Raw genomic sequence first — 15,410 nt, 5'->3', positions numbered from 1 at the left:
CCCAGATAGCAACCACTGCTTTTGTGGATGCTGGGCTGACAGCTATCAATACGCTAGCTGATGGGAAAGTCTATCTTGGAAATGCAGCAAACGTAGCGACGGAAGTCACATTGAGCGGAGATGTTACCATAGACAATACGGGAGTGAGTACCATCGGAGCAAGCAAAGTGGTAAGCTCGATGATCGCTGATGGAACCATTGTGACCGCAGACCTGGCAGACGGTGCAGTGACCACGGCAAAGATTCTGGACGGAACAATCATAAATGCTGATGTGAGCCCAACGGCCGCAATCGCAGGCACAAAAATAGCTCCTGATTTCGGTGACCAAAATGTAACTACAACGGGCAATGCCACAGTAGGTGGGACTTTGGGAGTAACAGGAGCATCAACCCTGAACGGTGCAACTACTGTGAACAATACTTTGGCCGTAACAGGAGCATCAACAACAGCCGGGATTACCAACACAGGAGACATTTCAACGGGAACTTCAACAGTAACAGGAAATGCCACTGTTGGAGGAACATTGAGAGTAACAGGTATAACCACGTCATTAAATAATACCTCATCCAACAATAAAGATACCGGAGCTGTAGTGGTAACAGGAGGTGTTGGAGTTGGTGAAAATCTAAATGTTGGTGGATATATTTCATCACAAGGTAATATTACAACGCAGGGCAATATTAACGCTGGGAATAATTTAGCAGTAACAGGGAATACTAATTTATCTGGAAATTTAGCAGTAACGGGCAACACTAATTTAGGAGGGAATGCCAATTTTGCAGGTAATTCAGTTTTTCAAAATTCTTCTCCGACAATTGCGCCATTAGCACCTAATTCCGCAGTATTCACTGATGCATTCAATAAATTGGTATCCAACCCGATAACAGGAACAGGAAATGTGGTTTTATCTGCATCCCCTGCCTTATCAGGAGCACCGACTGCACCTACAGCTGTGGCAGGTACCAACACAACCCAGATAGCTACCACAGCCTTTGTGGATGCTGGGCTGACAGCTATCAATACGCTTGCTGATGGAAAAGTGTACCTTGGAAATGCAGCAAACGTAGCGACGGAAGTCACATTGAGCGGAGATGTTACCATAGACAATACGGGAGTGAGTACCATCGGAGCAAGCAAAGTGGTAAGCTCGATGATCGCTGATGGAACCATTGTGACCGCAGACCTGGCAGACGGTGCAGTGACCACGGCAAAGATCCTGGACGGAACAATCATAAATGCTGATGTGAGTGCGACTGCAGCAATTGCAGGTACAAAAATAGCCCCTGATTTCGGTGCCCAAAACCTGACCACCACCGGCAATGCCACAGTAGGAGGGACTTTGGGAGTAACGGGAGCAACAACCCTGAACGGTGCAACTACCGTGAACAATACCCTGACCGTAACAGGAGCAACAACAACAGCCGGGATTACCAACACGGGAAATATTTCAACGGGAACTTCAACAGTAACAGGTAATGCCACTGTTGGAGGAACCATGGATGTAACAGGAGCAACCTCACTTTCAACACTTGAGACCAGCGGACCTGCTACCCTGAACAGTGCAACAGTAACAGGAAATTCGGCCGTTGGAGGAACATTGAATGTTACAGGAGTAACAACCCTGACGGCACAGCCGGTACTTTCTTCATTGAATGCATCTTTACCGGTATTTACAGATGGTTCAAAAGGCTTGGTATCCAATCCAATAACAGGAACAGGAAATGTGGTTTTGTCCGCATCCCCTGACTTGACGGGCGTACCTACAGCCCCTACAGCTCTTGCGGGCACCAGTTCAACACAGATAGCGACCACTGCTTTTGTGGATGCGGGACTAACAGCTATCAATACGCTTGCTAATGGAAAAGTTTATCTTGGAAATGCAACAAATGAAGCTACCGAGGTAACTATAACCGGAGATGTTACTCTTAGCAATACAGGAGTGAGCACTATTGGGGCGAGCAGAGTGGTAAGCTCGATGATCGCTGATGGAACCATTGTGACCGCAGACCTGGCAGACGGTGCAGTGACCACGGCAAAGATCCTGGACGGAACAATCATAAATGCTGACGTGAGCCCAACGGCCGCAATAGCAGGTACAAAAATAGCCCCTGATTTCGGTGCCCAAAACCTGACTACCTCCGGCAATGCTACAGTAGGTGGAACTTTTGGAGTGACGGGAGCAACGACAACAGCCGGGATTACCAACACGGGAAATGTTTCAACGGGAACTTCAACAGTAACAGGTAATGCCACTGTTGGAGGAACTTTGGGAGTAACAGGTGTAACATCACTTTCAACACTTCAAACAAGTGGAACAGCAACCCTGAACAGTGCAACAGTACCAGGAAATACGGCTGTTGGAGGAACATTGAATGTGACAGGAGTAACCACCTTAACAGCACAGCCGGTACTTTCTTCATTGAATGCATCTTTACCGGTATTTACAGATGGTTCAAAAGGGTTGGTATCCAATCCAATAACAGGAACAGGGAATGTGGTTCTATCTGATTCGCCTACTTTAACAGGAACACCTTCAGCACCAACAGCTACTGCTGGTACAAGTACTACTCAGTTGGCTACCACTGCTTTCGTTGCAGCGGCAAATGCAACTAACGCTAATTTAACCGGACCCATCACAAGTGTAGGAAATACTACTTCTGTAGCTTCCCAAACAGGAACAGGATCCAGATTTGTAATGGACACCGCACCAACCTTGGTGACACCGGTCTTGGGAGTTGCAAGTGCAACAAGTATTAATAAATTAACATTGACTGCGCCTACAACTGCGGCTACCCTGACATTGGCCAACAACAGTACATTAGCAACAGCAGGTGCGTTTTCTCAAACATTAACGGCAACTGCCACAACAAATGTGACCTTGCCAACCACAGGAACATTGGCAACATTGGCTGGTGCAGAAACCTTAACAAATAAAACCTTAACAGCACCGGTATTGACTGCGCCTGTTTTAGGAACTCCAGCATCAGGAACTTTAACCAATGCTACCGGATTGCCAATTGCTACTGGAGTTAGTGGTTTGGGAACTAATGTTGCTGCATTTTTAGCAACACCTTCTTCTGCTAATTTAGCAGCTGCTTTAACAGATGAAACGGGAACAGGAAGTGTGGTTTTGTCCGCATCCCCTACCTTGACAGGCGTACCTACAGCCCCAACTGCTCTTGCGGGAACCAGTTCTACACAGATAGCGACCACTGCTTTTGTAGATGCGGGATTATCTGCAATTAACACACTTGCTGATGGGAAGGTATATCTTGGAAACGGATCGAACGTAGCTACAGAGGTAACCTTAACAGGCGATGTTACCCTTAGCAATGCCGGAGTGAGCACCATCGGAGCTGGCAAAGTAGTAAGTTCAATGATTTTGGACGGTACTATTGTGGCTGCCGATATTGCAAACAGTGCCGTGACTACGGCCAAGATTGCGGATGCGAATGTCACCACAGTTAAAATAGCAGATGCAAATGTTACTACTGGCAAGATTGCAGATGCAGCGGTTACCACTGTAAAAATATTGGATGGAAATGTGACCAATGCCAAACTGGACAAGGCTAACATTCCATTGACCGGATTCGCTTCCACTACATCGGCCCAATTGGCGGGTGTTATTTCGGATGAAACAGGAACAGGATCACTTGTCTTATCTGTCTCTCCCGTGTTAACCGGAACTCCAACAGCCCCAACAGCTCTTGCGGGCACCAGTTCAACACAGATAGCGACCACAGCTTTTGTAGATGCAGGATTATCCGCTATCAATACGCTTGCTGATGGTAAAGTATATCTTGGAAACGGATCGAACGTAGCTACGGAAGTTACTTTATCGGGCGATGTTACGCTTAGCAATGCCGGAGTGAGCACCATCGGAGCAAGCAGGGTGACGTATGCTAAAATACAAAATGTTACAAGCGGAACAGTTTTAGGAAGAACAACAGCAGGTACGGGAGTTGTGGAAGAAATTGCTACCACAGGTTCAGGCAATGTGGTTCGTGCCACTTCTGCAACTTTGGTAGCACCAAATTTAGGAACTCCAGCATCAGGAACTTTAACCAATGCTACTGGATTGCCAATTGCTACAGGAGTTAGTGGTTTGGGTACTAATGTTGCTGCATTTTTAGCAACACCTTCTTCTGCTAATTTAGCAGCAGCTATAACCGATGAAACGGGAACAGGCAGTGTAATTTTATCTAATTCTCCAACTTTAACTGGTGTGCCATTGGCACCAACAGCCCCAGCAGGAACAAGTACAACACAATTGGCTACCACTGCTTTTGTAACAAATGCAAATGCAACTAACGCTAATTTGACTGGACCCATCACAAGTGTAGGAAATACCACTTCTGTAGCTTCCCAAACTGGAACAGGATCCAGATTTGTAATGGACACCGCACCAACCTTGGTGACACCGGTCTTGGGAGTTGCAAGTGCAACGAGTATTAATAAAATAACATTAACTGCGCCTGCAACTGCGGCTACCCTGACATTGGCCAACAACAGTACATTAGCTACAGCAGGTGCGTTTTCTCAAACATTAACGGCAACTGCTGCAACAAATGTGACCTTGCCAACAACAGGAACATTGGCAACATTGGCTGGTGCAGAAACCTTAACAAATAAAACCTTAACAGCACCGGTATTGACTGCGCCTGTTTTAGGAACTCCAGCATCAGGAACTTTGACCAATGCTACTGGCTTGCCTTTGACCACTGGTGTAACAGGAACATTACCAGTTGCAAATGGAGGAACTGGCTTAACCTCTGTTGGTACCAATGGGCAAGTATTATCGACTACAGGTACTGGAACGTTAGCTTGGAGTACGCCATCAACAACAGCCACTGCTTATGATGGCGTATTGCCAGTTGCTAATGGAGGAACTGGATCTAGTACAAAGAACTTTGTGGATTTGACAACTGCCCAAACCATTGCTGGAGAAAAGACATTTAGTTCGGGCATTATAGTAAATGGAGAGTTAATTGTTGGTTATGGTAAGGGTGGCGATTATACTAGTGTGGCTGTTGGTGCATTGGCCCAAAGCTCAAATATTAATGGCACGCGTAATACAGCTATTGGTAGCTTTGCACTGAAAAATAATACAGCTTCTGAGAATACAGCAATAGGATATTATACCCTGGAACAAAATACAACAGGAATTTCAAATGTGGCTGTTGGTGGTTATGCAGGAGATCTTATCACAACAGGTTCTCAAAATACACTTTTAGGGCGTGGAACGGATCCAAGTTCATTAGACGGAGTTAATCAAACTGTAATTGGATACAATGCAATAGGTGCTGGAAACAATACCGTACAATTAGGAAACACTGCTGTTACCAATGTTAAAACAAGCGGCACCCTAACTGCCGGAGCAGTAACCTACCCAAATACTCATAATGAAACGGATAGTCAGGTTTTGATTTCGAATTCTTCGGGAGTGGCTAGTTGGACTTCGTTTTCATCAAGCATCGCAGCGAGTTCTATTGTCAATGAAGATATATCAGCCTCAGCCAATATAGACCAATCTAAAATTGCTGGATTGACCGATGCTTTAGCTTTAAAAGCTCCCTTAGCATCACCAACCTTCTCAGGAACACCTTCAGCGCCAACACCAACAGCAGGGACAAATACTACTCAAATTGCAACAACCGCCTTTGTTACGACTGCAAATGCAACTAACGCTAATTTAACCGGCATGGTCACTTCAGTTGGTAACGTGGCTTCTTTGGGTTCGTTTACTTCAGCAAATTTATCAGGTGCAGTTACGGATGAAACGGGAACAGGAACAGTTGTTTTTTCCAATTCACCTACTTTTACCGGAGCACCATTAGCGCCGACCCCCACAGGGGGAGATAATTCCACAAAAATTGCCACAACTGCTTTCGTTGCAGCTGCTGCAAGCTTGGTTAGAGAAGTTGCCGATGAATTTACTGCTACAGCTTCCCAGACAAGTTTTACATTGACTCAAACTCCATCTTCAAATAGTAAAGTAAAAATGTATGTCAATGGTGTCCGCATCAGTAATACTGCTTACTCGATGAGTGGAAATACACTGACTTATAATCCTACCAATAATGGAGCATATGCGCTTGCGGCAGGAGATAGAATTCAAATGGATTTCTATTATTAATACATTATTTATAAACAAAATAGATGTATAGAATTAACTCAAAGGCGCTATCGATGAAAAGCACAATAAAATTTATCTTGTTTTATGCATGCTTCTTCATTTCTATCTTTTCTGGGGTCGCTCAATCAACTCCACAAGGATTTACACTCGTAGCGTATGAGGGATTTGATTACAGTAGTGGGTCTCCATTACGAAATGCAGCAGGTGGAACAGGATGGACAAATCCTTGGGTGAAGGCCTACCAGGATAGATTTTTGAAAACCGCTACAACAGGGTTTACCTATTCTGGCCTTACAACTACAGGCCTTAGGGCTGAATTTGATAATACTTGTTACGGAACATGTAATGATATTGCAGCTTTAAGAAGATCACTTCCTTTGCAAAATAATGGTGTTGTTTATTTTCAGTTTATATCTGTTTTTGAGGCAAATGGAGGATTTGGTACACCTAACATTCGGCTTTTCAGTGAGGGGACACTGACCGGAGGTGTTGGTGCGAGTAGTGGTTCTTTCATGTCCATATTGGATGCTACTCTTAGCAATACAGCCTCCTCAACTGCAAGTTTGAGTGCACAAAACCTGGTAGTGGTTCGCATAGACTATAATTTGAATAAAACGGAAATGTGGATAAATCCTGATTTGTCAACGTTTGATTATTCAAATCCAATCAGTCCATCGGCAACTGCTTCAGGGTTTTCGCCAAGTTTTGACAGAATGGATATATTCATAAGATCCGGAAGCATTGATGAAATTTCAGTTTTTGCAGCTATTTCAGCACCCACAAGCATCTCTGGAAATAATACGATTTGCGCCGGTGACAATACCACATTATCCGCCTCTGGCGGAACTACTGGATCAAATGTGATTGATGTTTGGCATTCTGGACCATTTGATGAAGCTTTTTCCGAGGGTTGGGATACACAACCATATACCACACTTCAAAGTACAATTAATTCCACTAACAATGGAATTCTAAATGTGACGTCAACCGGGGGTGACCCACAAATAAATATGTATAATCTAGGTTCATTCGACCCCTCCGTATATAAATACATTAATTTTCGATACAGGGTGGTTTCTGGATCAGCAGGAGCGGCTCAAATTTTCTTTACAAATTCAGCGATAACAGTTGCTACTGTTGGATATTCTGTAACCAAATCGTTGATATCCGACAATACTTGGCGCATTGCAACTATTGATATGTCGGCACATGCAAGCTGGACAGATAGCAATATTACCGGGTGGAGATTTGATTATAGCAATAATTCTGGTGTAACCATGGATATCGATTTTATACAACTAGGGACAAGCCCCATTGTAGGAACTGGAACATCACTATCGGTTGCACCAACAGTAAGCACAACTTATTCTGTCAATAGAAAAGGGCCAAGTGTCAATACAATGGCTATCTCTCAGTTAGTAACTGTAAGTCCATTGCCAATACCAACGTTTACGACACAACCGGATGACATTGTGATTGATTCAGATGTAACTTATACTAGTCAATCAGGCCAATCTAATTATGTTTGGACAATTCCGGGTATTCTTAATACCGACTATTCAATAAGCTCGGGTGGCACTTCCACCGATAATTTTGTTGTTTTAAAATGGTTAAATTTTGGGAGTAGAGCGATTCAAATTAACTATACCAATTCGAATAATTGTGTGGGTGCTACAGCAACATCTTCAAGTAGTATAAAGGTAAGAAACTATGGAATTACTAAAAACGGGCTTAAAATTTCAAATCCTGTTATTTCTATAAATCAGAATGGCGCAATAGGTACAGGAAAAAGTTTAAGCATTTATGGTGAAAACATGAACACACCATATAGTTGGATTACATCGGGCTTAATCATGCATTTGGATGCTAGTAATACATCTAGTTATCCAGGAACCGGCACAACATGGTCAGATTTGAGTGGGAATGCTAATCATGGAACTCTTATAAACGGAGTTACCTATACCAGTGCTAATAATGGCGCTTTGATTTTTGATGGGGTGAATGATTATTTCGTGACAAACAACAATCTGGACCTTTCAAGTACAGATAAAATAACCATTCAAATCATTCTAAAACCGGCAACTACTAGCGAAAAAATGATTATGGAGCATAGTATAGACTGGAATTCTAATAATTCTTATGGTGTTTTTGTCAATAACAATAAAATGCAATTTACGGACCATAATCAAGGCTATAATGTGCGCAATTCAGTAGCGACTATAAATGATAATAATTGGCATCTTTTATCAGCAACTACGGATAGAAGTCTAAATGCGACAAACCAAACTGTGATTTATATAGATGGTAATGCTCCAAATAGTGAAATTGTCCCAACCCTGGCCAGTGACAACAATGGAAATTTCGCAAGTCATAAGCTATATATATCCTCTAGAGCAGGAACTGGTTATTATTTTAGCGGAACTATTGCCCAGGTATTAATTTATAATAGAGTGCTTACCGCTGAAGAAATCCTAAAAAATTATAATGCCTTAAAATCAACATATGGTTTATAATACTACTTCCTTTAGACCAAGATTTAAGATCCTGGAATATCACAATACATAGAGTATGCCTGAGAAATATGAATGAGACCCCTTTTAATAACTGATCTGATGTATTCACCCCATCTGATCAAATTCGTAAGGTTTTAACAAATAATAAAAATGAAAAAAATATATCTCTTACTGTTGTCATTTGTAGCATTTGCCGCACAATCACAAACGCCAATTTCAAACCCAGATAAAGATCTGATAGTTCAAAAATGTTTGGAGTTTCAACCCTTGGTCGATAAAATTCCTGTTGAAGTGCAAGCCATGATGGCGGACTATTATATTTTGGGCAACAATATGGGATCCGATTTTTCTCAAAATCTCATTGTGAATGGAAAGAAAATCTCTTTTCTGAACAAATCGGACTTAAGCTCTGGAAAGCCTTATTTTGATTTTTTTACATTGAATGTTGAAAACGATAGGGCATTTGTTCGCTATTATTTTACTTATAATAATGGTGAGAAAACTACAATTCCTATCACTATAGATTTTGTAAAAACAAACTCGGTATGGCAAGTGCTTCAGTACACCATTTGAATGAAATAATTATGACTCTTAAAATCACACCAACCAATATTGTTTTGAAAATAGTATTCGTTTTTTTACTGTTTTCTTTGCAAATCAATGCACAGTCGATTTTAAATAACGGACAAAGAAGAATTGGAAACGGAGGAGAAAATTCGATCAATGCCTCTGGAAATATGCAGCAACCTTTTTATTATAACAATGCTCAAAGTACTTGGCGTAAATTGACTTATAGTACTTACCCATTAGATATTAGATGGGGAGTTGGCGGAGATGGTACTAATAATTGGAATATTACAGGTAATTTTGCAGAAAATCCTACTCTTAGTAATATAGTTTATGACTACAGTGGATTTACACCGATAACTAACACTGCTACCAGAAATGAATTAGGGGGTACTGGAGTAATTAAAGTATCCGGAAATATAACAGTCAATAGTCAATTATTTCTTATAGAAAATTCGTACACATTGGGATCGACCGATGGTTTTTTTAGAGTAAAAACGAAAATTACTAATAAAAGTGGTTCAACTGCTACGAATGTTAGACTTTGGGTGGGTACACGCGATGATTGGATAGGTCAAACTGATCAACCAACCAAAGAAAGAGGAAATTTAGTTGATGGAGCTTTTACAATAATTCCCACCCAAGATACCCAAGCTAAATCCATAAAAGTATATTCAGGAGATGAAGCAATCTTGATGTTTAGTAATTCTCCTAGAGCATATTCAACCATTGCCGGATGTTGTTCTTTTACAAATGCAACTAACGTGAATCCTGCTACTAATACCATAAGTGTCACAAACGATGGTTCGTATGCTGTTTATGCAAAATTTAATGATTTGTTAGTGAATCAAAGTGACGAGCTAGATTGGTATTATGCAGCGGGTACAATAGCAGAAATCACTGAAATCATCCGCAAGGTGGCAGAAGCGGCCAGTGCAGTAAGTAATATTACCCATAATTCGGCAGATTATTCCTATTCGGCGACTCAAAGCGGAACAACAAGTTATGTTTTAGTTCCCGCTGGATCAACAGTACCAACTGCTGCGCAAGTTGAAGCAGGTGTAAGCTATACAGGCGGTACCGTTATTTCTAGTAGTTCTATTGCTAGTGTTGCTAACACTGCTCATATCTACAATTTTACAGGACTTATCGCAAGTACAAATTACACGATATATGCCGTTACAAAATACAATGACGGAGTTAGTGATGTATTCACTTCAGTACAAACTACGAATTTTGCTACGATTGCACAACCTACTGGTTTGACAAAACATGGTGAGATAACTACTGATGCAGTTAATATCGTAAACAGTAATGGCGGAATAGGAACCGGATTAGGTCTAAACATTTTCGGTAAAAAGTTGGACACACCGTTACCAATAGTTAAAGATGGTTTAAGCTCTTCTACGGCAGGAACAAGTGCCAAGCAAATAAAAACAGATTACGAATCATCTCCTAGCGGCATTTATTGGATCAGCAATCCAAATATTAATGGTGGGACACCTTTTCAAATATATGCCGATATGACAACAGATGGTGGAGGATGGATGTTATTGAATGTAGGAGCAGGACCAACTACGGTACCAGAATCTACCTCGGTAACATCTCCAAATGTTTTGGGGTATTTGCCTAGAAATTATGTTATTCAATTAGCCAATTTAAGCACAGATGTGCAATTGCGATCAGGGAATTCCTCTACCTCCTATGCCCACAAAACAACTTCCACATCGCCATTAGCAATAGGCGCGTTACGGAGCACTGCAACCGAAGTTAATGGTGCTGCCACATGGGCAAATGGTGCATCTTCTACGTTTGTTGTAAACTCAGGTACCTGGCTATGGGCGTATTGTTGCCCTGGTACTGCGGTGGGATGGCCAAAAATGTACCACTCGGTTAATTATGACCAAGGGGTACATTGGTCAGCAGATGTCGGCACCGGAAGAACTAGTTCTTCTCCTGATGCATGGTTTTCAACTTGGATTAGATAGGAATTTTGGACATCCGACTGTGCCTCTTCTAATAATGCAACAAGTCTGAATCAATTTGATAGTTAAAATTGGCTAGTATTTAAAAAAAGCTTTACCCGAACAAACAGGTTTAGTTTCAATTCGGAAAAGCTGAATTTATCAATAGAATATGAAAAATTACATCAAAATATTTCTGGGGATTTTAATTTCCTTATGCATTTCTACCGAGCTCTATTCGCAAGACTTAACCTTGGTCGGGGAAAGCAAGCTTACCTTGAAAGGGGAAGGTGTGATTTTTTCTGCACCTTCGGTAAAACTCAAGGACAACAGCCAAATCATCCAAGCTGAGGCCATAACATTGCCTCAAGCAGGATATATAGAAATGTTAAGTCCTGATGCTTTATTGAAGACGAGAACCTTGCAAAGTGGGGAAAAAGCTACTTTACAAGTTGGTATAGACAGTAAAGCAGATGTAAGCATTGTCAACCAATCCTCTGCCACTGCTTATTCGATTGGAATGGATAGGCTGAGTGAACCTGAATCCCTGCCATTTTTCTGGAAAGTTACTTCTCTGATCCCTGGAGACGAGGAAGCTATCGCAGATTTACAGTTTTCGTGGACTAAAGATGCTGAGCCGCTTGATTTTCAGCTGAAGTCCCTTGTTAGAAAAGAGGGTTCTGACTGGTTATTAGAATATGGTCAGGAAATCCAGGATACTACCGTTCATCTTAGGAACTATACCAATTTAAGAGCCCAATCTTCTGCATTTACAGTTTCGTCCGTCAGATTGGATTCTGATGGAGATGGCGTTCCTGATATTCAGGAGATCAGAGAGGGTACTGATCCAAATGATCCTACTGATTATTTGGATACAGATGGAGACGAAGTGCCTGATTACATAGAAGGTAACCAAAATACAGATCCATACAATCCGATCAGTTATCTGGATTCAAATGGGGATGGCGTACCTGACTATGTAAGGGACAGATCACCTATTATGTTTATCAATATTTCGGATATCGAGATTCCTTGGGGATATGAAGGTATTGATGCCATGTTACCAAATCCAATAGTAGCAGTATTGGGTTCAGGTGAGATCGTCAACCTTGAAGTCACTTGGGATAAATCAAACCTGGATATTTACAAAAGAGGTACTTACCAGATTATGGGTGACTACAAGTCATATCCAGGTCTTATGAATGGGTATAATTTACCATCTGATATTTTGGTAACAGTACTTCCAAAACCTGCTCCAATTCGGGTCAATCTCAGCCAATATGATTTTGTGGCGGAACCCGACGAAGACGCCATCTTTATCGCAGATATCTCAGTGGTGGATCCTGTGGACAATATCCACGAGATCACTTTGATCGACGGCTACAGGGACAACGGCTACTTCGAAATCAGAAACGGCAATCAGTTGTATTGGGTGTCAGCGGATCCTGCGGCTGGTAAGAAGGAGTTCTTTGTCAACTTCCTGATCACAGACAGAGACGGCAATACCCTGGAGTTCCTAGAGAAATTGACCCGTCACAGAAAATCGATCACAGAGCTGTTTGTTGGAAACACCATAACACCAGGAGATGATGGATACAATGATGCATGGGGAGTTCCTGACCTGATGTACTACGAAGGCGTAAGGCTTCAGATTTTTGACCGTGGCGGGATGCGCATGTTCTACACCCTTGACCCGAGTGAGAAATGGGACGGAACTGTCAACGGACGAGAAGTTCCTGTCGGTACCTACTACTGGACCATAGAAGTAGGTGAAACGGGAGAGACCCGAAAAGGACTCCTATATGTATTGCTAAAATAGATTTAAAAAAGGGACACCGATTAAAATAAGGTGTCCCTACTTTCAAATAACTCTTCGATTCTATAAAAAACATTCCCATGAAAAAAACATTACTCACTTTGCTACTGATCGGAGCTGTTTTGGGCAGCCTGCATGCACAGACCAGAAAATACGTGGCCCAGTTCAGCCACATGCAGGGCTACTTCAACCCAGCTCTGACAGGATATGAAGGTTCCACGGTACGGGGCTTCGTCAGGAACCAATGGGCAGGGTTTGAAGGAGCGCCCAAGACCTATTTTATATCTGCCGAGATGGACTTTGCTGATATTACGGGCAACAGTGACCCCTTGATGGCCGACAAGAATGCCTTCGGGATCAATGTGCTGCATGATGAGTACGGGGCCTTTGCCGAAACCGAGCTGATGGGCAATTATTCCTCAAGGATACAGCTCAGTCCAAGAACCAGCTTCAGGTTGGGAGTTGGTGTCAACTACAACATGATCCGTTTGGATGGCAATATGCTGAATCCCGATCAACCGGAAGACCCAAGGATCATGCAATACCTGAACGGCTTTGCCAATATGCAGGTACTGGATTTCAACATTGGAGGAGCGATTACCCACCCGAACTATTATGTTTCCTATGCAGTGCACAACACCAACAGAGGAGCCATCAACTCAGGGGATATATTTATGGAGAGAAGACCGAGGGTAGGAGTTTTTCAAGGAGGATACCGAAGTGCCTTAACCGATCAGCTTGCATTGGCTACCAATATCATGTACCGTCATCAGGCCGGACTACCGGACCATGTCGAGTTCAATTTCAAAGTGCTGATGATGGACAGACTATGGCTGGGTGCAGGCCACAGAAAATCCTATGCCAACAATTTCCAATTCGGAATGATCTTCCCGGCAGTCAGGCTGGGATATGTATATGAAATACCGATGGCACGTTCCTACCTATTGCCAAATACTACTCATGAATTCCTGGCGGTGTTCCCATTGTTCAGAAAAAATATCAGAGAGCGCAAGGATGAGGTTTTGATCTGGTAAATATATCAATCAAAAACCCTTTTAATAATCGCCCTGATCATCAAAATGGCAGCTAAGATTACTGAGCCTGCAATAACAAATTCCATAATTGGTTTTTTGTTTTAACCCCATTTGGATAGAAATGTTTGTTGAAGCACATTATTCCTGACAATTTATCTCCTGATTGCTTTTTTGCTGTTAGCTTTGTGAACTCAAACCTAACCTGCGATCAATAATGACTTTACTTCAAAAAAGAAGGATAGCCCTTGGAAGCTTATTTTTTTTGGCCGGTCTTTGTTTCTCTTCTTGGGCGGCAAGGATACCTGATATTCAGGTGAAGTTTGATCTGTCCGAGTCCCAATTGGGAACTTTGCTTTTGGGTCTACCCGTGGGGTCATTGTTGGCGCTACCTTTGGCAGGGTGGGCCGTATATCGATTTGGAAGTAAAATTGTAGCTGTTGTCAGTACTGTTAGTTATATAGTTTTTTTGCCATTGATAGGTTTTAGTGAATCAATGTGGATGCTTGTACCTGTGGTGTTCGTATTTGGTATGACAGGTAATCTGATGAACATTTCTTTGAATACACAAGCCCTAGCTCTCGAGGATCACTATGGAAGAAATATTCTGGGATCATTTCATGGCTTGTGGAGTCTTGCAGGATTTACGGGTGCTGGTATCGGGGCAACGATGATTTTTTTTGAAATCCTACCTAAATTTCATTATTTATCAATTTCAGCTATGGTGCTGGTTGTTTTGCTGGTTTCCTATGGTTTTTTGTTGGAAGAACATGATCGGGGCGGGGGTGGTGGATTGGTATTGAGAAAGCCTGATGACCTGCTTTTGAGAATTGGTGGTATAGCTTTTTTGGGCATGCTTTGCGAAGGTTGTATGTTTGATTGGAGTGGGGTATATTTTAAGAAGGTGGTTGAAATTGATCCCGGATTGATCGCTTTGGGTTATGTTTCTTTTATGGGAGCAATGGCCTTGGGGAGATTTATCTCGGATAGGTTGACAAACAAGTTTGGTAAGATTTTAATCTTGAGATCTAGTGGTATTTTGATGTTTTGTGGATTGATGCTATCAGTATTGTTTCCTGTTCCGGTTTTGGCCACAACAGGTTTTTTAATGGTTGGATTTGGTGTAGCATCGATAATCCCGATTGCTTACAGCACTGCAGGAAGGTCCAAGCTTTATTCTCCGGGTGTGGCATTGGCAATCATCTCTACTATCTCATTTTTTGGGTTTTTGATAGGACCCCCTTTGATCGGGTTCATTGCAGATTTGCTAAGTTTGAAAGCATCATTTACCTTGGTAGCCTTTACTGGCCTTGGAATTGCTATCTTAGCTTCTGTGAGAACAGCAGTATTCTTTCCTTCCCAAAAGGTGACCAAATAAAAAA

General features: G+C 42.1%; 7 protein-coding genes. All 7 read left to right on the top strand.

Annotated elements, in window-relative coordinates:
- Window positions 1-23: 23 nt before the first annotated feature.
- The 7 genes from HMJ38_RS18075 (at window position 24) to HMJ38_RS18045 (ending at window position 15,406) form a co-directional block, all read left to right on the top strand.
- Window positions 24-6,137: a hypothetical protein gene (locus HMJ38_RS18075; RefSeq protein ID WP_228780124.1), complete on the top strand. Its 6,114-nt coding sequence runs from the start codon at window positions 24-26 to the stop codon at window positions 6,135-6,137.
- Between the two features lie 53 nt (window positions 6,138-6,190).
- Window positions 6,191-8,650: a LamG domain-containing protein gene (locus HMJ38_RS18070; protein ID WP_194975835.1), complete on the top strand. Its 2,460-nt coding sequence runs from the start codon at window positions 6,191-6,193 to the stop codon at window positions 8,648-8,650.
- A gap of 150 nt (window positions 8,651-8,800) precedes the next feature.
- Window positions 8,801-9,223, top strand: coding sequence for a hypothetical protein (locus HMJ38_RS18065; RefSeq protein ID WP_194975834.1), 423 nt, complete (start codon window positions 8,801-8,803; stop codon window positions 9,221-9,223).
- Entirely contained in the window at window positions 9,196-11,205 is a 2,010-nt protein-coding gene (locus tag HMJ38_RS18060) for a fibrinogen-like YCDxxxxGGGW domain-containing protein (protein WP_194975833.1), read from the top strand. The genes HMJ38_RS18065 and HMJ38_RS18060 overlap by 28 nt, the downstream gene beginning before the upstream one ends.
- Window positions 11,206-11,353: 148 nt before the next feature.
- Complete coding sequence (locus HMJ38_RS18055) at window positions 11,354-13,000, top strand: T9SS type B sorting domain-containing protein (RefSeq protein WP_194975832.1); 1,647 nt, start codon at window positions 11,354-11,356, stop codon at window positions 12,998-13,000.
- Between the two features lie 77 nt (window positions 13,001-13,077).
- Window positions 13,078-14,031: a PorP/SprF family type IX secretion system membrane protein gene (locus HMJ38_RS18050; RefSeq protein ID WP_194975831.1), complete on the top strand. Its 954-nt coding sequence runs from the start codon at window positions 13,078-13,080 to the stop codon at window positions 14,029-14,031.
- 214 nt (window positions 14,032-14,245) lie between these two features.
- Window positions 14,246-15,406: an MFS transporter gene (locus HMJ38_RS18045; RefSeq protein WP_194975830.1), complete on the top strand. Its 1,161-nt coding sequence runs from the start codon at window positions 14,246-14,248 to the stop codon at window positions 15,404-15,406.
- Window positions 15,407-15,410: the final 4 nt, after the last annotated feature.

The organism is Aquiflexum lacus, assembly GCF_015476655.1.
In the GTDB taxonomy this organism is placed as follows: Bacteria; Bacteroidota; Bacteroidia; order Cytophagales; family Cyclobacteriaceae; genus Aquiflexum; species Aquiflexum lacus.
This window is presented reverse-complemented; position numbering and strand designations above follow the sequence as displayed.

Bases quoted from the DNA above. Each gene is read 5' to 3' on its own strand.
- HMJ38_RS18070 (WP_194975835.1), top strand. From the start codon at position 6,191: ATGAAAAGCACAATAAAATTTATCTTGTTTTATGCATGCTTCTTCATT.
- HMJ38_RS18065 (WP_194975834.1), top strand. From the start codon at position 8,801: ATGAAAAAAATATATCTCTTACTGTTGTCATTTGTAGCATTTGCCGCA.
- HMJ38_RS18060 (WP_194975833.1), top strand. From the start codon at position 9,196: ATGGCAAGTGCTTCAGTACACCATTTGAATGAAATAATTATGACTCTT.
- HMJ38_RS18055 (WP_194975832.1), top strand. From the start codon at position 11,354: ATGAAAAATTACATCAAAATATTTCTGGGGATTTTAATTTCCTTATGC.
- HMJ38_RS18050 (WP_194975831.1), top strand. From the start codon at position 13,078: ATGAAAAAAACATTACTCACTTTGCTACTGATCGGAGCTGTTTTGGGC.
- HMJ38_RS18045 (WP_194975830.1), top strand. From the start codon at position 14,246: ATGACTTTACTTCAAAAAAGAAGGATAGCCCTTGGAAGCTTATTTTTT.